Here is an 18658-nt window from a genome sequence, read left to right on the forward strand (position 1 = left end):
GTTCACCCACGACACCTGCGCGGCCGCACGTTGCTCGGGAAGCAGCCTCCGGCCGCGCCCCACCGCTATCTGCGGCGCACGGGGTTGCCACTTCAGGGCCCAACCATGGTGTGCGGCCGCGCTCAGGAGCACGGCGGTCCCCCGGAGCTGCACCGCAGCGCGTCGTGCGGCCGACCCGGTGGGCAAGGCGTAGCGGCCACGTGCGACCCGCTCGACGAAGCCGTCCCGGAGGGCGCGCTCGAAAGGCTGTCGGCCGGTTGCCGCGATCACCTCGGACCGGGTGCCGGCGCCTCCCAGCCGCTCCAGCGCCTCGACCACATCCACAGGCCGAGTCTGACCCGCCGCGACCCTTGGCCCGGACTTTGTCCACAGCCCCGTGGGCCGACGACCGGGGTCGACGGGCGGTCAGGGGGTGCGTGCCTGCGCGGATGCGAGAGCGCCCGATGGCGGCGCGACCGTGGTCGTCCGTTCACGCCCCGGGGAGACGGGTGTGCCGCGTGGCTGAGCCAGCCACGCGGCATACCGTGGGTGTCAGCGGGCGAAGGCCGCCGCGATCAGCTCGGCCTGCTGCTCCGCGTGCCGCTTGCTCGACCCGGTGGCCGGCGAGGCGGAGGGCTTGCGCGACACGATCCGCAGCGGGCGGGTCTCGCCGAGCTCGGCGAGGGCCTGCGGCAGGTTCATGGCCACGAACGGCCAGGCGCCCTGGTTCGCCGGCTCGTCCTGCACCCAGACGAAGTCCGCTCCCGGGTACTTCGCCAGCTCGGCGGCGATCTCCTTGGCGGGCAGGGGCGCGAGCTGCTCGACCCGCACGATGGCCGTGGTGGTGTCCTCGGCCTTGTCGCGGGCGGCCTCGAGGTCGTAGACGACCTTGCCGCTGGCGAGCAGGACCCGGGTCACGCCACCGTTGTCGAACGACGCGCGGTCGGGCAGCACCGGGCGGAAGGTGCCCTCGGTGAAGTCCTCGGGCATGCTGCTCGCCGCCTTGAGCCGCAGCATCGACTTCGGGGTGAAGACGATCAGCGGTCGGCGCGGGCGGGCGTAGGCCTGGCGGCGGAGCAGGTGGAAGTAGCTCGCCGGGGTCGAGGGGTAGGCGACCGTCATGTTGTCCTCGGCGCACATCTGCAGGAAGCGCTCGATGCGGGCGGAGGAGTGGTCCGGTCCCTGGCCCTCGTAGCCGTGGGGGAGCAGCAGCACAACGGACGAGCGCTGGCCCCACTTCTGCTCGGAGGAGCTGATGAACTCGTCGACGATGGTCTGCGCACCGTTGAAGAAGTCGCCGAACTGCGCCTCCCACAGGACCAGGGCGTCGGGCCGCTCCACGGAGTAGCCGTACTCGAAGCCCATCGCCGCGAACTCGGACAGCAGGGAGTCATAGACCCAGAACCGGGCCTGGCCCTCACCGAGGTAGAGCAGCGGGGTCCACTCCTCGGCCGTGTGCTTGTCGATCAGCACGGCGTGCCGTTGGACGAAGGTGCCGCGACGGCTGTCCTGTCCGGCGAGGCGCACCGGGGTGCCCTCCATGAGCAGCGAGCCGAACGCGAGCAGCTCGCCGGTCGCCCAGTCGATCCCACCGTCGCGGGTGGACTGGGCGCGCTTCTCCATGGCCTGCAACAGCTTCGGGTGGACGGTGAAGCCCGGCGGCGGGTTCACGAACGCGTCACCGATGTGCTGGAGCTGGTCGCTCGGGATGGCGGTCTGGTCGGCCGAACGGGTCGCCTGGTCGGTCGCTTGGGCGGTCGGCGGCTCGAGGCCGGAGTGGCCCTCGGCGTCGGTGCCGACGAGCGTCGGGTCGCTGGTCTCCTCGGAGGCCTGCTTGAGCGCGGCCTTGGTCTCGACGAAGACCCGCTCGAGCTGCTGCTGGTAGTCGCGCAGCGCGCCCTCGGCGTCCTCCTGGCTGATGTCGCCGCGGCCGATGAGCGACTCGGTGTAGAGCTTGCGGACCGAGCGCTTGGCCTCGATGAGGTTGTACATCAGCGGCTGGGTCATCGAGGGGTCGTCGCCCTCGTTGTGACCGCGGCGCCGGTAGCAGACCATGTCGATGACGACGTCCTTGTTGAACGTCTGGCGGAACTCGTAGGCCAACTCGGCCACCCGGACGCAGGCCTCGGGGTCGTCGCCGTTCACGTGGAAGATCGGCGCCTGGATCATGCGGGCGACATCGGTCGAGTACGTCGAGGAGCGGCTGGCGCTCGGCGACGTGGTGAACCCGACCTGGTTGTTGATGACCACGTGGATGGTGCCGCCGGTGCGGTAGCCGCGCAGCTGGGACAGGTTGAGCGTCTCCGCGACGACTCCCTGGCCGGCGAACGCCGCGTCGCCGTGCATCAGCAGGGGCAGCACGGTGAAGTCCTCGCCCGCGAGGTCGAGCCGGTCCTGCTTCGCGCGGGTGATGCCCTCGAGGACCGGGTTGACGGCCTCGAGGTGCGACGGGTTGGCCGCGAGGTAGACCTTGGTCTTGCTGCCGTCCTCCGCGACGAACTCGCCCTCGGTGCCGAGGTGGTACTTCACGTCGCCCGAGCCCTGCACGGACTTGGGGTCCTGCTTGCCCTCGAACTCACGGAAGATCTGGCCGTAGGACTTGCCCGCGATGTTGGCGAGCACGTTGAGGCGCCCGCGGTGCGGCATACCGATGCAGACCTCGTCCATCGAGTCCGCGGCGGCGCGGCACAGGATCCGGTCGAGCAGCGCGATGACCGACTCGCCGCCCTCGAGGCTGAACCGCTTCTGCCCGACGAACTTGGTCTGCAGGAACGTCTCGAAGGCCTCGGCGGCGTTGAGCCGGCGCAGGATCCGCAGCTGCTCGTCGGGACCGGGCTTGGCGTAGCCGACCTCGATCTTGGCCTGCAGCCAGCGGCGCTGCTCGGGGTCCTGGATGTGCATGTACTCGGTGCCGATGGTGCGGCAGTAGGAGTCGCGCAGGATGCCGAGGATCTTGCGCAGCCGGAGCATCGGCGCCCCGCCGAAGCCGCCGGTCGCGAAGTCGCGCTCGAGGTCCCACAGCGTGAGCCCGTGGGACGTGACGTCGAGGTCGGGGTGGCGCCGCTGGCGGTACTCCAGCGGGTCGGTGTCGGCCATCAGGTGGCCGCGCACGCGGTAGGCGTGGATCAGCTCCTGGACGCGCGCCGTCTTGTTGACGTCGTCGTCGTGGTGGGCCGAGATGTCCTGGACCCAGCGGACCGGCTCGTAGGGCAGGCGCAGGCTCTCGAAGATCTCGTCGTAGAAGCCGTTCTCGCCCAGCAGGAGCTGGTGCACGATGCGCAGGAAGTCGCCCGACTGCGCGCCCTGGATGATGCGGTGGTCGTAGGTGCTGGTCAGCGTGAGGATCTTGGAGACGGCGTTGCGGTTGAGCGTCTCCTGGCTCGCGCCCTGCCACTCGGCCGGGTACTCCAGCGCGCCCACCCCGATGATCGCGCCCTGGCCGGACATCAACCGCGGCACCGAGTGGTTGGTGCCGATGGTGCCCGGGTTGGTGAGCGTGAGGGTGGTGCCCTGGAAGTCCTCGACGGTGAGCTTCCCGCCGCGCGCCTTGCGCACGATGTCCTCGTAGGCCGTCCAGAAGTGCGCGAAGTCCATCGACTCCGCCGACTTGATGGACGGCACCAGGAGCTGGCGGGTGCCGTCGGGCTTGGCCATGTCGATGGCCAGCCCGAGGTTGACGTGGCCCGGGATGACCAGCGCCGGCTTGCCGTTCTCCTCGGTGAACCCGTTGTTCATCTCCGGCATGTGGCCCAGCGCCTTGACCAGGGCGTAGCCGATTAGGTGGGTGAACGACACCTTGCCGCCGCGGGAGCGCTGCAGGTGGTTGTTGATCACGACCCGGTTGTCGATGAGCAGCTTGGCCGGCACGGCGCGGACGCTGGTCGCGGTGGGGACGGTCAGCGAGCTCTCCATGTTGGTCACCGTGCGGGCGCTGGCGCCGCGCAACGGCTTGACCTGGTTCTCGTTGGTGGCCTCGGTCTGCTTGGGGGCCTGGGGCTCGCGCGGCTTGGGAGCCTCCTTGACGCCGCCGGTCTCGCCGCCGGTGGCGGCCTCCTTGTCCTCGGGCTTGTCGGCCACCGCCTTGTCGGTGCTGGCGTCCGGCTTGTCGGTGGTCTGTCCGGAGGTGGTCTCGGGTGCAGCGGGGGCTGCGGCCGGGGCCGGCGCAGCAGCGGGAGCCTGCGCAGCAGCCGGGGCGGGCGCAGCAGCCGGGGCGGACGCGGCCGGAGCGGCAGGCGCGGAGGTCGGGCTCCCGTTGGAGCCGGACCCGTTGGTCGTGGAGCCGTCGGACGGCTGGTAGTCCTCGAACAAGGACCACCACGCCTTGTCCACGGAGTTCTTGTCCTTCTGGAACTTCTCGTACAGCTCGTCCACGAGCCACTCGTTCGGCCCGAAAGCCGCCATGGGGTCGTTGGTCGGGGACTGGTCGGGCACGGCGGATACGCCTCTTTCGTAGCGTCGACAATGACGGGCAAATAGGTGCTCCCAGCCTATCCCCGTGCGTCGCGCCGCGCTGCGGCGGGCGACAGGTTTCCGGAGCGACCTTCGCCACGTCGCTCGCCGGCCCTCCCGCAGGCGCTCCAGCGCCCGGCCCGGGTATGCCGCGGGGCCGGGTTCCGTGCTGGAACCCGGCCCCGCGGCATACCCCTGGCGACCTAGCTGATGTCGCTCCGGATGGTGCGCCACGAGCCGAACCCGGCCAGCACCGCGGCATAGGCGGCCAGGACGAGCGCGCCAGCCCACCAGGCCAGCGGCGTCACGGCGTTCTCGCCGCCCTGGTTGACCCCGTTGACCATGGCCTGCGTCGCCGCAGAGGGGAGGTACTGGACGATGTGGTCCCGGCCCCAGTCCCAGAACGACAGCCCGAAGCCGGCCAGGGGCTCGACGATCCAGGCCACGCCGACCGAGATCAGCAGGGCCGCGACCTGGTTGGGGATGAGGATCCCCGCACCGAGCCCGATCAGGGCCCACAGACCGAGGACGAGCAGGCTCAGGGCGAGCGTCCGGAACACGCCGGACGTCGGGAACGGTGCGAACCCGCGGGCGTTCAGGACGATGGCCCCGGCGATGATCGACCCGGCCAGCGAGATCAGCCCGTAGATGGCGCCGATGCCGAGCAGGGCGATGACCTTCGCGCCCATCACCTTGGCTCGCTTGGGGGTGCCGAGGAAGGTGCTCGTGATGGTCTTGTGGCGGTACTCGGAGCCGATCTGCATCACGCCGATGGTCAGGGTGAGCAGGTAGCCGATGCTGAGGCCGCTCGTGTAGACGCTGTTGGCGACCTGCTCCGGCGTGCCGGTCGGGACGCCCTGGCCGGGCGCGGCGCTCGGGTCGGGGGCCTGGGTGAAGAGGAAGCCGAAGAGGACGGCGAGGCCCGCTCCCGCGACGAACATGGCGATGGCCAGCCCCCACCACATGCGCGTGGTGAAGAACTTGCGGAACTCGGCCTTGATGGCGTTGGTCATTCGTTGCCCCCTTCCTGTCCGGCGATGGCATCCCGCTCGGTGGCCACCGCGTGCCCGGAGGCTCCGTCGCCGAGGTTGCGGTTGGTGCCCTCGGTGAGCTCGAAGAAGAGTGCCTCGAGGTCAGTGGTGGCCTGGCGCAGCTCGTAGATCGGCAGGCCGGCGCGCAGGGCGACGTCGCCGATGAGGCGCAGGTCGTGCGTCTCGGCGAGCAGGGTGCCGTCCTCGACCGTGCTGGTGACGTCGGCGACCCGCAGGGCCCCCGCCAGGGCGTCGAGGTCGGTGCTGCGGACGATGGTGTGGGCCTCGCCGTGCAGGTCGTCCATCGCGCCCTGCTTGATCAGCCGGCCGTTGTTGATGATGACGACGTCGTCGACTGTCTGCTCGACCTCCTGGAGCATGTGGCTCGAGATCAGGACCGTCTTGCCCTGGGCGGACAGGTGGCGCAGGAACCCGCGCAGCCACCGGATGCCCTCGGGGTCGAGCCCGTTGGCCGGCTCGTCGAGGATGAGGACCTGGGGGTCGCCCAGCATCGCGGCCGCGAGGCCGAGCCGCTGGCGCATGCCCATCGAGTAGCCCCCGGCGCGCTTGCGTGCGGCGGCGGGGATCCCGACCAGCTCCAGCATCTCGTCGACGCGCTGGGCCCCGACGCCAGCCGTGTCGGCCAGGACGCGCAGGTGGTCGCGACCGGTGCGGCCGGGGTGGAAGTTGGTGGCCTCCAGCGCCGACCCCACGACCGACATCGGCTGCGTGATCTCCTGGTAGCTGCGCCCGCCGATGGTCGCGACACCGCTGGACGGGTTGACCAGGCCGAGCAGCATGCGCAGCGTGGTCGTCTTGCCCGCCCCGTTGGGGCCGAGGAAGCCGGTGATCCGGCCGGGCTCGACGGTGAAGGAGAGGTTGTCGACGGCGGTGAAGCTGCCGAACCGCTTGGTCAGGTCACGCACCTCGATGCGGGCGCCCTCGGTGTGGCGCGGTGGTGCTGTGGTCGTGGTCATCGTTCCCCCGGAATCGGTGTCATGACGGCATCCTGCCAACTGACGTGGGGTCAGGGTCAACCGGGTTGCGGCCCTAGGATGACCGGACTATGACCGAATGGTTGCTGGTCCTGACCGGCGTGGGGCTGACGATCGGCACGGCCATCTTCGTGGCCACCGAGTTCTCGCTGGTCGCGCTCGACCGGCCGACCGTGCAGAAGGCCGTGGACGCCGGGGACGCCCGCGCAGAGGTGGTGCTCGGGTCGCTGCGCCGGCTCTCGACACAGCTCTCCGCGGCCCAGGTCGGCATCACGCTGACCACGCTGATCCTCGGTTTCCTCGCCACCCCCTCGCTCGGGGTGCTGCTCGAGACCCCCTTGAGGGCAGTTGGTCTCAGGGGCTCCACGCTGGAGTCGGTCGCCGCCGCCGTCGCCCTGCTCATCGCCACGGTGTTCTCGATGGTGTTCGGCGAGCTGCTGCCGCAGTTCCTCGGCATCTCGGCACCGCTCGCCACGGCCAAGGTCGTGGCCATGCCGGTGCGGGGCTTCGCCCTGGTCGCGAGGCCGCTGATCTTCGTGCTCAACGGTTCGGCCAACCTCTTCCTGCGGGCGCTCGGCATCACCCCCCGGGAGGAGCTGTCCGGCGCCCGGACCCCGCAGGAGCTGGCCTCGCTGGTCCGCCGCTCCGCCGAGGCGGGCACGCTCGACGAGGGCACCGCCCGGCTGGTCACCAAGTCCCTGGGCTTCGGTGAGCAGACCGCGGCCGACGTCATGAGCCCCCGCGCCCGGGCGTCGTCCATCGAGCGCACGGCCACGGCCGAGGACGTCGTCCGGCTGGCCCGGCGCACCGGGCACTCGCGCTTCCCGGTGACCGGCGAGGACTGGGACGACATCGACGGCGTCGTGCACGTGAAACGGGCCATCGCGGTCCCGCACGAGCGCCGCAACGACGTGCCGGTGTCGGCGCTCATGGTGCCGCCGCTGCTGGTGCCGGAGACGATCCGCCTCGACCCGCTGCTGCTGATGCTGCGCGAGCACGGTCTCCAGCTGGCCATCGTCGTCGACGAGTACGGCGGCACGGCCGGCATCGTGACCCTCGAGGACGTCGTCGAGGAGATCGTCGGCGAGGTCTCCGATGAGCACGACGTCTTCCGCACGACCGGGCGTGAGTTCACCGACGGGTCGTGGACGGTGCCGGGTCTCTGGCGTCCCGACGAGGTGCGGGAGCGGCTGGGGGCCGTCGTGCCCGACGGCCCCGCCTACGAGACCACCGGCGGCTTCGTGATGGCCGAGCTCGGCCGGATCCCGACCGTCGGCGACACCGTCAACATCCCCGGCTGGGCGATCACGGTCCTGGCCATGGACGGCATGCGAGCCGACCGGCTGCGGTTCGTCCCGACCGAGGAAGGCGAGGACTCGCACGAGGGGACCTCGGTCGAGGGTTCCCCGCGGGGCCAGGCCGCACCCGGTCGTGACGGCGGTCGCTCGGTGACTGCCGGCGGCCGCGACGCGGAGGGGGCGAAGTGAGCGCCGGCGCGGTCTGGGTCACGGTCCTGCTCCTCCTGTTGAACGCGTTCTTCGTGGGGGCCGAGTTCGCGGCCATGGCGGCGCGCCGTTCGACGCTCGAACCCCTGGCGGCCAACGGGTCCCGCCGCGCGCAGGTCTGCCTCGACGCCCTCGAGCAGATGGGCTCGCTGCTCGCCTGTGCCCAGCTCGGCATCACGGTCTGCTCGGTGCTGCTGGGTGCCATCTCCGAGGCCGCCCTGCACCACGCGCTCGAACCCGTCGTCCACCACCTCGGGCTGCCCGAGGGGGTGACCGACGGCCTGGCGCTCGCGCTGGCCCTGCTCGTCGTGGTCTACCTGCACGTGGTCGTCGGCGAGATGATCCCGAAGAACCTCGCCCTCGCCGGACCCGAGCGGTCCGCGCTGATCCTCGTGCCCGTGCTGCTGTTCATCACCCGGGCCCTGCGCCCGATCATCTCGGTCATGGAGTCGCTCGCGAAGTCGCTGGTGCGGCTGTTCCGGGTCGAGCCCAAGGACGAGATCACCTCGACCTTCACCGTCGAGGAGGTCGAGCACATCCTCGCCGAGAGCCGCCACGAGGGACTGATCGAGGAGGGCCAGCACGGGCTGGTCGGGGCGGCCTTGGAGTTCAGCGACAAGGACGCCGTCGATGTCGCCGTCGCCCTGTCCGACCTCGTGACCCTGCCGCTGACGGCCACCCCCGACGACGTCGAGCGCCTCGTGGCCAAGCGGGGCTTCTCGCGCTACCCCATGCTCGACAAGGCCGGTGAGCTCACCGGCTACCTGCACCTCAAGGACGTCCTCTACGCCGACGACACCGAGCGCGACATCGCGGTCCCGGTCAAGCGGGTCCGCAAGCTGGCCACGGTGCAGGCCGCGGACGAGGTCGAGGAGGTGCTGCGGACCATGCAACGCACCGGCTCGCACCTCGCCCGCGTGGTGGACCCCGAGGGCGCCGACATCGGCGTCGTCTTCCTCGAGGACGTCATCGAGGAGCTCGTCGGCGAGGTCACCGACGCCTCCCAACGCTGACCCCGCGGCATACCTGTCCCAACTTTATCGGGTCAGGCAACAAGGTTGACCTTCGCACGACTTCAGAACCGGTGTCAGGGTCAACGTTCCTGCTAGACCCGATAAAGCTGGGGTAGGTCGGAGACGAAAAGATGGCCTGGCGCTTGACGCCAGGCCATCTCGACCGTGGGTGCCCCCGGCAGGATTCGAACCTGCGCTCCCGCCTCCGGAGGGCGGTGCTCTATCCCCTGAGCTACGGGGGCCGACACGTGCGCTCCGAGAAGGAGGCGCCCGCAGAGGTTAGCAGCCTAGGGTGGCCCCCATGGAACGCGGGGGACTCGTCTACGTCTGCGACGACACCGAGCAGATCAGGCGCCTCATCCGGGTCAACCTCGAGCTCGAGGGCTACGAGGTGCGTGAGGCGCGTGACGGCGAGGAGCTGATCGCCGCCCTGCACGAGCTCGACCCGCTCCCGGGAGTGGTCACGATCGACGCCCAGATGAGCCCGCGCGACGGGTGGTGGACGATCTCGCAGATCCGGGCCGACCCGAGGCTGGCGGACATTCCGGTCATCATGGTGACGGCGTCGGTGCAGCAGCACGACCGGGTCCAGGCACAGGGTTCGGGACTCGACGCCTTCGTGTCCAAGCCCTTCGATCCCGACCACCTCATCGAGCTCGTCTCGGGCTTCATGGCCGACGGACGGCAGCACTCACCCGCGCCCTAGACTTGACCGGGTGACTCCCGAAGAGCTCTCCGAAGCCATCCGCACCGCCCTCACCGAAGCCGTCGCCGCCGACGACTTCGCGGTGGACGTGCCCGCGGAGATCCGCGTGGAGCGACCGAGGAACCGGGACCACGGGGACTGGTCCACGAACGTCGCGCTCCAGCTGGCGAAGGGAGCCGGTATGCCGCCGCGCGACGTCGCGACGCGGCTCGCCGAGCGCCTCGGCCGGGTCCCGGGCGTCAAGGCCGTCGACATCGCCGGACCGGGCTTCCTCAACATCACCCTCGACGCGGCGTCGGCCGGGGAGCTGGCCCGCAGCATCGTCGAGGCCGGGGCCGCCTACGGTCGCAACGACTCCGAGGCCGGTCACGTCATCAACGTCGAGTTCATCTCGGCCAACCCGACCGGGCCGCTCCACCTCGGCCACACCCGGTGGGCCGCGCTCGGCGACGCGATGAGCCGCCTGCTCAAGACGTCGGGTGCGACGGTCACGACCGAGTACTACATCAACGACGCCGGCGCCCAGATGGACAAGTTCGCCGCCTCGGTCCTCGCGAGCGCGAAGGGGGAGCCCACCCCCGAGGGCGGGTACCCCGGCGCGTACATCGACGACCTCGCTGCCCAGGCGCTCGCCGCCCGTCCCGACCTGCTCGAGCTCCCGGCCGACGAGGCCCTGGCCGCGGCGCGCTCGGTGGCCTACGACGCGCAGCTGCAGGACATCAAGGACACCCTCGCCGACTTCGGCGTGCACTTCGACGTGTGGTTCTCCGAGGCTGCCCTGCACGACTCCGGCGCGGTCGAGCAGGCCGTCGAACGGCTGCGGGAGCAGGGGCACGTCTTCGACGAGGGCGGCGCGATCTGGTTGCGCACGACCGACTTCACCGACGACAAGGACCGCGTCCTCATCAGGGCCAACGGGGAGCCCACCTACTTCGCCGCCGATGCCGCCTACTACCTGTCGAAGAAGGACCGCGGCTTCGACGAGAAGATCTACCTCCTCGGTGCCGACCACCACGGCTACATCAACCGGCTCAAGGCGATCGCGGCCTGCGCGGGCGACGACCCCGAGCACAACATCGAGGTCCAGATCGGCCAGCTGGTCAACCTCGGCGGAGCCAAGCTGTCCAAGCGGGCCGGCAACATCATCGAGCTGCGCGACCTGATCAACTGGATCGGCACCGACGCGATCCGCTACTCCCTGTCGCGCTACCCGGCCGACAGCCCGTTGTCCCTCGACGGCGAGGAGCTGCGCAAGCAGACCAACGACAACCCGGTCTTCTACGTGCAGTACGCCCACGCCCGCACCTCCAACGTGGCCCGGCTGGCGGGGGAGGACGGTGTCGACCGCGGCGACGGCTTCGACCCGTCGCTGTTGACCGACCCGACCGAGGCGTCGCTGCTGGCCATCCTCGGCGACTTCCCCCGCGTCGTCGCCCAGGCGGCCCACCTGCGCGAGCCGCACCGGGTGGCCCGCTACCTCGAGGACCTCGCCGGTCACTTCCACAAGTGGTACGACACCTGTCGCGTGCGCCCGATGACCGCCGACGAGGAGATCACCGACCTGCACCGGACCAGGCTGTGGCTCAACGACGCCACCCGCCAGGTCTTGGCCAACGGACTGGACCTCCTGGGAGTCTCCGCACCCGACAGGATGTAGCCCATGCGCGCGCACGAGGCGGGAGCCCTCCACGCTGAGGGGTACGGCGGACCACCCCACTGGCTGCCCTGGCCCACCGACGTCATGGAGCTGCTGCCGCAGCTGTGGCCGCAGACGGTCGACCGTGACGACGAGGGTCGCCTGACCGTCGGTGGGCTCGACGTGGTGAGCATCGCCCGCGAGTTCGGCACCGCGGCATACGTGGTGGACGAGGCTGACTTCCGCGCCCGGGCGCGGGCGTTCCGGGACGAGTTCGGCGCCCCGTTCGCGGCCCTCGGCGGGGTCGACGTGTTCTACGCCGGGAAGGCCTTCCTCTGCACCGAGGTGGCTCGCTGGGTGGCCGAGGAGGGGCTGTGCCTCGACGTCTGCTCCGGCGGTGAGCTCGCCGTGGCGCAGCGCGCTGGGTTCCCCGCGGCGCGGATCGGCCTGCACGGCAACAACAAGTCGCTCGCCGAGATCCGTCAGGCCCTGGCTTACGGCGTGGGGCGGATCGTCGTCGACTCCTTCGAGGAGATCGACCGGGTGGCCGCGGTCGCCGACGAGCTCGGGGTGCGCGCCCCGGTCATGGTCCGCGTCACGGTGGGCGTGGAGGCACACACCCACGAGTTCATCGCGACCGCGCACGAGGACCAGAAGTTCGGGTTCTCCCTGGCTGGCGGGCAGGCCGCGGAGGCGGTCGCGCGCATCGTCGAGCGGAGTGCCCAGCTCGAGCTGCTCGGGCTGCACTCCCACATCGGCAGCCAGATCTTCGACACGTCCGGGTTCGAGGTGTCCGCGCGACGGCTGATCGGGCTGCACGCGGAGGTGGCCAGGGTGCACGGGATCCACATGCCCGAGCTCGACCTCGGGGGCGGCTACGGCATCGCGTACACCTCGGAGCACACGCCCCTGCACCCCGGCGAGCTCGGCGAGCAGATGGCCGACCTGGTCGAGCGCGAGCTGAAGGCCGTCGGCGACGGTGGTCCGGACACCCCGACCCCCCGGATCTCGATCGAGCCCGGCCGCGCCATCGTCGGACCGAGCACGTTCACCCTCTACGAGGTGGGCACGGTCAAGGACGTCGACCTCGGCGGGGGAGCCAAGCGCACCTACGTCTCGGTGGACGGCGGCATGAGCGACAACATCCGCACCGCGCTCTACGACGCCGACTACTCCTGCACGCTGGCCAGCCGGCACTCCGACGCGGCGCCGCGGCTGGCCCGCGTGGTCGGCAAGCACTGCGAGAGCGGCGACATCGTCGTCATGGACGAGTACCTGCCGGACGACATCTCGGCCGGTGACCTCGTCGCCGTGCCGGGCACCGGTGCCTACTGCCGGAGCATGGCCAGCCAGTACAACCACACTCCGCGGCCGCCGGTCATCGCGGTCCGGGACGGGCGGGCGAGGGTGCTGGTGCGCCGCGAGACGGTGGACGACCTGCTGGCCCTCGACGTCGGCTGACGCGATGACCGGGCTAAGGTCCGGATGGCGGAACAATGGCGTCCACGAAGTGGTCACCCGTCACGATGGTCCGGACCGTGAGACAGCCCCACGAGGGCGCGAGGAGCAGGTGTGAGTGAGAGCCAGCAGGTGACGGCGGGAGAGCCCCTGAGGGTGGCCCTGCTCGGGTGCGGGGTCGTCGGCTCGTCCGTGGCCCGGATGCTCACCGAGCACGCCGACGACCTCGCCGCACGGGTGGGCAGGCCCCTCGAGCTGATCGGCATCGCGGTGCGCCGGCCCGGCAAGGACCGCTCCGACCTGCCGGTCGACCCCGCCCTGTTCACCACCGATGCCGAGTCGATCATCACCCGGGCCGACATCGTCATCGAGGTCATCGGTGGCATCGAGCCGGCCCGCAGCCTGATCGAGCTCGCGATGAAGAGCGGCGCCTCCGTGGTGTCGGCCAACAAGGCGCTGCTCGCCGAGGCCGGTCCGGCGCTCTACGCCGAGGCCGCCGAGCACGGGGTCGACCTCTACTACGAGGCGGCCGTGGCCGGGGCGATCCCCATCCTGCGCCCGATCCGCGAGTCGCTCGCCGGCGACGAGGTGCGCAAGGTCATCGGGATCGTCAACGGCACCACCAACTACGTCCTCGACAAGATGGACACGACCGGCCAGGGCTTCGCCGAGGCGGTCGAGCAGGCCCAGGCGCTCGGCTACGCGGAGGCCGACCCGACCGCCGACGTCGAGGGCTTCGACGCCGCTGCCAAGGCCGCGATCCTCGCCTCCCTGGCGTTCCACACCCGGGTGTCGAGCGACCAGGTCTACCGCGAGGGCATCACCGAGGTGAGTGCCGCCGACGTGCAGGCCGCGCGCGAGATGGACTGTGTCGTCAAGCTGCTCGCCATCTGCGAGCGCACCGAGACGGTCGGTGCCGACGGCACGACGACGGCCGGGGTCAGCGTCCGCGTGCACCCGGCAATGATCCCGCGCTCGCACCCGCTCGGTGGCGTGCGTGACGCGTTCAACGCCGTCTTCGTCGAGGCCGACGCCGCGGGTCAGCTGATGTTCTACGGCAAGGGCGCGGGCGGCGACCCCACGGCCAGCGCGGTCCTCGGAGACGTCGTCGCGGTGGCCCGTCACCGGGTCGGTGGTGGTCGGGGGCACGGTGAGTCGGCCTACGCCGACCTGCCCGTCCTCGAGATGGGCCAGGCGCTGACGCGCTACCACATCAGCCTCGACGTGGCCGACCGTCCGGGCGTCCTGGCCCAGGTCGCGACGTCGTTCGCCGAGCACGGGGTGTCGATCGAGACGGTGCGCCAGCACATCATCGCCGCGGAGCCCGAGGGCCCGGACGGCGAGGTCGGCGAGACCCGTGCGAACCTCATCGTCGTGACCCACACCGCCCCCGACGCCGCGCTGTCCGCCACCGTCCAGGCCCTCGTGCGGCTCGACACCGTCCGCGAGGTCGTGTCCGTGATGCGGGTGGAGGGCGCCTGATGGCCACCCTCTGGCGCGGCGTGATCCGTGAGTATGCCGACCGCCTCCCGATGCTCGCGGGTGCACCGGTGGTGACGCTCCAGGAGGGTGGCACCCCGTTGATCCCGGCAGCGCACCTGTCCGAGCTGACCGGGGCGGACGTCTTCGTGAAGTACGAGGGGCTCAACCCGACGGCGTCGTTCAAGGACCGCGGCATGACGGCGGCGATCTCGATGGCGGCCAGGAACGGTGCCAAGGCGGTGATCTGCGCGTCGACCGGCAACACCAGTGCCAGCGCCGCGGCATACGCCACCAAGGCAGGCATGGCCTGCGCGGTCCTCGTCCCCGACGGCAAGATCGCCATGGGCAAGCTCAGCCAGGCCATCGCGCACGGCGCGACCCTCCTGCAGGTGGACGGCAACTTCGACGACTGCCTCACCCTGGCGCGCAAGCTCGCCGAGTCCTACCCGGTCGAGCTGGTCAACTCGGTCAACCCGGCCCGCATCGAGGGGCAGAAGACGGCCTCGTTCGAGGTCGTCGACGCGCTCGGTGACGCTCCTGACATCCACTGCCTCCCGGTCGGCAACGCCGGCAACATCACGGCCTACTGGAAGGGCTACCGCGAGTACCACCGCGGCAGCGAGCAGCCCGGTCCGGCGACGAAGCTCCCCCAGATGTGGGGCTTCCAGGCGGCCGGCGCGGCGCCGATCGTCCTCGGCCACCCGGTTGACGACCCCGACACCATCGCCACCGCCATCCGCATCGGCAACCCCGCCTCGTGGAAGCAGGCTGAGGCGGCCCGGGACGAGTCCGGTGGCCGCATCGAGTCCGTCACCGACGAGCAGATCCTCACCGCCCACCGCATCCTCAGCGCCCGCGAGGGCATCTTCGTCGAACCCGGCTCCGCGGCCTCGGTCGCGGGTCTGTTGCAGGCCGCAGAGGCGGGCCAGGTCCCGCGCGGCGCCACGATCGTGTGCACCGTCACCGGACACGGCCTGAAGGACCCGCAGTGGGCGCTGCGCAACGCCGACGGCTCCGACGTCACCCCGACGCGGGTCCAGGTCGACGCGTTCACGGCGGCGCAGGCGCTGGGTCTGCAGGACTGATGGCCGAGCTCGTCGTCGGCAGCTCCGTCACGGCGCGGGTGCCGGCCAGCAGCGCGAACCTCGGGCCGGGCTTCGACTCGGTCGGCCTCGCCCTCGGGCTCTGGGACACCTGCGTCGCCACGGTCACCGAGGAGCCGGGCATCACGGTCGACGTCGAGGGGGAGGGGGCCGCAGACGTCCCGCGGGACGCCACCCACCTCGTCGTGCGCACCATGCTCCGAGCTTGGGACGAGCTCGGCGTCGCGCCGCCGCGCGGCCTGCACCTGAGCTGCGTCAACGAGGTGCCGCACGGCCGCGGCCTCGGCTCGTCGGCGACCGCGATCGTGACCGGAATCGTTGCGGCACAAGGACTTCACCAGGTATGCCGCGGGGTCACCGACGGTCCCGACCTCACCTTCGCCAACGACCTCGCGGCCCGCCTCGAGGGGCACCCCGACAACTCGTCGGCCTCCGTCTATGGCGGGCTCACCCTCTCCTGGTCCGACTCGCCGGACGACGGGACGCGCACCCTGCGGCTCCGTCCACACCCCGACCTGCACGCGCTGGTCCTGGTGCCGGCGACCCAGCTCTCGACGGCCAAGGCCCGGTCGGTGCTGCCGACCCAGATCCGGCACGGTGATGCCGCGCTGAACTCGGCCCGCGCCGCCCTGCTCGTGCAGGCGCTGACCAGCCACCCGGAACACCTGCTGGACGCGACCCGCGAGTGGCTCCACCAGGAGGCCCGACGCGACTCCTTCAGCGCGTCGATGGACCTCGTCGACAGGCTGCGCGGCGCCGGCCACGCGGCCGTGATCTCCGGGGCCGGGCCGTCGGTGCTGGTGCTCACCCGCGGTGACGCGTCAGCCGCCGTCAGGGCCCTGACGAGCAACGACTGGACGGTGCTGGACCCGGGCATCCCGGCGACCGGGGCGCAGCTCAGCGACCTGGTGCGCGGCGAGGACACGTGACGGCGATCTGGCCACAGTGGACTGACCCAGCACCCAACGGTGTTACATTGTGAGCGCACTCGCAGCCGATGCCTCCTCTTGCGCATCCAGCAGCGATCTGCACCCACCACATGTCGGCGGCCTCGGCGCTGCCACGCCTCGCTGTGCTGCATGTGGCTCCATTGGTCAGCACCTCTGACCCAAGCACCGGTCCGGGATCTGAACACCGGCCGCGAACGAGGGGGAAGGATCCTTCGTGACAGACACCACCACTCTCGACACTGCGGGTACGCAGGACGAGAAGCCGCGTCGCTCCGGCGCGCTGGGCACCATGAAGGTGGCCGAGCTCCAGGGCTTGGCCGCGAGCATGGGCATCACCGGCACCGCCAAGATGCGCAAGGGTGACCTCGTCACCGCCATCAAGGACCGCCAGTCCGGAGCAGGGGCGCCCGCCCGCCGCAGCGCACCGCAGCAGGAGCGCCCGGCGCAGGCCGAGGCACCCGCCGCCACCGAGCCGCAGCAGTCCCGTGGCGACCGCCAGGACCGCGCCCAGCGTGCCGAGCGGGCTGACCGTGCGGTCCGCGAGCAGGTCGACCAGGCCGAGGGCCGGGCGGCGGAGGCTCGCGAGGCCGGCGCGGACGACGCGCGGCAGGACCGCGGCGACCGTCTGCAGGGTGACCGCCAGAACCGCACCCGGGCCGACCGCCAGCAGGACCGCCAGGACCGGCAGGACCGGCAGGACCGGCAGCAGGGCGAGCGTTCGCTGCGCGACCAGCAGGACCAGGCCGCGTCGGACCGGGACGACCGCCAGCAGGACCGCCAGCAGGACCGCCAGCAGGGCGACCGCCGCGAGCGCCAGAACCGCGACGAGCGCCAGCCGGACCGGCAGGACCGGCAGGACCGCCAGCAGGGCGACCGCCAGAACCGCGACGACCGTCCGCAGCACGACCGGGACGACCGCGATGACCGGGACGAGCGTGGCGGCCGCACCCAGGGCCAGGGCAACCACAGCGCCCAGGGCCAGCAGGGCGGCCAGAACCAGCAGGGTGGCCAGGGCGGTCAGGGCTACGACGACGACGGTGAGGGTCGTGGCGGACGCCGCCGCAACCGCAACCGCAACCGCAACCGCGACAAGAGGGGCCAGCGCGGCGACTACGGCAGCGACTACGAGAACGAGCCCATGGTCGAGGAGGACGACGTCCTCGTGCCGGTGGCCGGCATCCTCGACGTGCTCGACAACTACGCCTTCGTCCGCACCTCCGGCTACCTCCCGGGTCCGGGTGACGTCTACGTCCCCCTGGGCATGGTGAAGAAGAACGGCATGCGCAAGGGCGACGCCGTCACCGGCGCCGTCAAGGCCCAGCGCGAGGACGCCCAGCAGAACCAGCGGCAGAAGTTCAACGCGCTGGTCCGCCTCGACACCGTGAACGGCATGTCGCCCGACGACGCGCGCAAGCGGGTCGAGTTCGGCAAGCTCACGCCGCTCTACCCGCAGCAGCGGCTGCGGCTCGAGACCGACCCCAGCATCCTGACCACCCGGGTCATCGACCTGGTCGCCCCGATCGGCAAGGGCCAGCGCGGCCTCATCGTCGCGCCCGCCAAGGCCGGCAAGACCATGGTCATGCAGGCCATCGCCAACGCGATCACGACGAACAACCCCGAGTGCCACCTCATGGTCGTCCTCGTGGACGAGCGGCCCGAAGAGGTCACCGACATGCAGCGGGCGGTCAAGGGTGAGGTCATCTCGTCGACCTTCGACCGTCCTGCCGAGGACCACACCACGGTGGCCGAGCTGGCCATCGAGCGGGCCAAGCGCCTCGTCGAGATGGGGCACGACGTCGTGGTGCTGCTCGACTCGATCACCAAGCTGGGCCGCGCGTACAACCTCTCGGCCCCGGCGAGCGGCCGGATCCTGTCCGGTGGCGTCGACTCCGCGGCGCTCTACCCGCCCAAGAAGTTCTTCGGCGCGGCGCGCAACATCGAGAACGGCGGCTCGCTCACGATCCTCGCGACCGCCCTCGTCGAGACCGGCTCGCGGATGGACGAGGTGATCTTCGAGGAGTTCAAGGGCACCGGCAACATGGAGCTCAAGCTCGACCGTGGCCTGGCCAACCGCCGGATCTTCCCCGCGGTCGACATCAACAACTCGGGCACCCGCAAGGAGGAGATCCTCCTGTCGGGCGACGAGCTCAAGATCATGTGGAAGCTCCGCCGGGTGCTGGCCGCCCTCGACCAGCAGCAGGGCATCGAGCTGCTGATCGACCGGATCAAGAAGACCAAGAGCAACATCGAGTTCCTCATGCAGGTCCAGCAGAACTCCTCGATCCGCATCGACGACGAGGACAAGGACTGACGTCCCACCCTGATCCGATCCGAGCGGGGGCCCGGCGCCG

12 protein-coding genes and 1 tRNA gene are annotated in these 18658 nt (G+C 71.0%); 9 read left to right on the forward strand and 4 right to left on the reverse strand.

Annotated elements, in window-relative coordinates; all coding sequences use genetic code 11:
* Positions 1 to 531 precede the first annotated feature (531 nt).
* From ASG91_RS09430 to ASG91_RS09440, 3 genes are all read right to left on the reverse strand, one after another.
* Complete coding sequence (locus ASG91_RS09430; protein ID WP_056922402.1) at positions 532 to 4410, reverse strand: multifunctional oxoglutarate decarboxylase/oxoglutarate dehydrogenase thiamine pyrophosphate-binding subunit/dihydrolipoyllysine-residue succinyltransferase subunit; 3879 nt, start codon at positions 4408 to 4410, stop codon at positions 532 to 534.
* Between the two features lie 221 nt (positions 4411 to 4631).
* Positions 4632 to 5441 (reverse strand): ABC transporter permease, encoded by an 810-nt coding sequence (locus ASG91_RS09435; protein ID WP_056922403.1) that lies wholly within the window; start codon positions 5439 to 5441, stop codon positions 4632 to 4634.
* Complete coding sequence (locus ASG91_RS09440) at positions 5438 to 6436, reverse strand: ABC transporter ATP-binding protein (protein ID WP_056922404.1); 999 nt, start codon at positions 6434 to 6436, stop codon at positions 5438 to 5440. Before ASG91_RS09440 ends, ASG91_RS09435 begins: the two co-directional genes overlap by 4 nt.
* An 89-nt stretch (positions 6437 to 6525) precedes the next feature.
* Between ASG91_RS09440 and ASG91_RS09445 the strand changes: the two genes are divergently transcribed.
* Both ASG91_RS09445 and ASG91_RS09450 read left to right on the forward strand, forming a co-directional pair.
* Complete coding sequence (locus ASG91_RS09445) at positions 6526 to 7941, forward strand: hemolysin family protein (protein ID WP_082594066.1); 1416 nt, start codon at positions 6526 to 6528, stop codon at positions 7939 to 7941.
* The gene (locus ASG91_RS09450) at positions 7938 to 8972 is read left to right on the forward strand and encodes a hemolysin family protein (protein WP_056922405.1); all 1035 of its coding nucleotides are present in this window, start codon (positions 7938 to 7940) and stop codon (positions 8970 to 8972) included. Before ASG91_RS09445 ends, ASG91_RS09450 begins: the two co-directional genes overlap by 4 nt.
* A gap of 170 nt (positions 8973 to 9142) precedes the next feature.
* Here ASG91_RS09450 and ASG91_RS09455 read toward each other — a convergent pair.
* A tRNA-Arg gene (locus ASG91_RS09455) sits at positions 9143 to 9214 on the reverse strand.
* 59 nt (positions 9215 to 9273) lie between these two features.
* On the opposite strand from ASG91_RS09455, the gene ASG91_RS09460 reads away from it, so the two are divergent.
* The 7 genes from ASG91_RS09460 to rho all read left to right on the forward strand — a co-directional run bounded on the left by ASG91_RS09460 (position 9274) and on the right by rho (position 18618).
* Positions 9274 to 9678, forward strand: a complete 405-nt coding sequence (locus ASG91_RS09460; RefSeq protein WP_056922406.1) for a PleD family two-component system response regulator — start codon at positions 9274 to 9276, stop codon at positions 9676 to 9678.
* Positions 9679 to 9688: 10 nt separating this feature from the next.
* On the forward strand, positions 9689 to 11335 hold the full coding sequence (argS, locus tag ASG91_RS09465; protein ID WP_056922407.1) for an arginine--tRNA ligase: 1647 nt from the start codon (positions 9689 to 9691) through the stop codon (positions 11333 to 11335).
* 3 nt (positions 11336 to 11338) lie between these two features.
* On the forward strand, positions 11339 to 12775 hold the full coding sequence (gene lysA / locus ASG91_RS09470) for a diaminopimelate decarboxylase (RefSeq protein ID WP_056922408.1): 1437 nt from the start codon (positions 11339 to 11341) through the stop codon (positions 12773 to 12775).
* A 111-nt stretch (positions 12776 to 12886) separates the two neighbouring features.
* Complete coding sequence (locus ASG91_RS09475) at positions 12887 to 14254, forward strand: homoserine dehydrogenase (protein ID WP_235543911.1); 1368 nt, start codon at positions 12887 to 12889, stop codon at positions 14252 to 14254.
* Entirely contained in the window at positions 14254 to 15339 is a 1086-nt protein-coding gene (gene thrC, locus ASG91_RS09480) for a threonine synthase (protein ID WP_056922409.1), read from the forward strand. Before ASG91_RS09475 ends, thrC begins: the two co-directional genes overlap by 1 nt.
* Positions 15339 to 16286, forward strand: coding sequence for a homoserine kinase (locus ASG91_RS09485; protein ID WP_056922410.1), 948 nt, complete (start codon positions 15339 to 15341; stop codon positions 16284 to 16286). Before thrC ends, ASG91_RS09485 begins: the two co-directional genes overlap by 1 nt.
* Positions 16287 to 16596: 310 nt before the next feature.
* Positions 16597 to 18618 (forward strand): transcription termination factor Rho, encoded by a 2022-nt coding sequence (gene rho / locus ASG91_RS09490; RefSeq protein ID WP_371262045.1) that lies wholly within the window; start codon positions 16597 to 16599, stop codon positions 18616 to 18618.
* Positions 18619 to 18658: the final 40 nt, after the last annotated feature.

Origin of the sequence: Phycicoccus sp. Soil802 (assembly GCF_001429605.1) — a bacterium.
Taxonomy (GTDB): Bacteria; Actinomycetota; Actinomycetes; order Actinomycetales; family Dermatophilaceae; genus Pedococcus.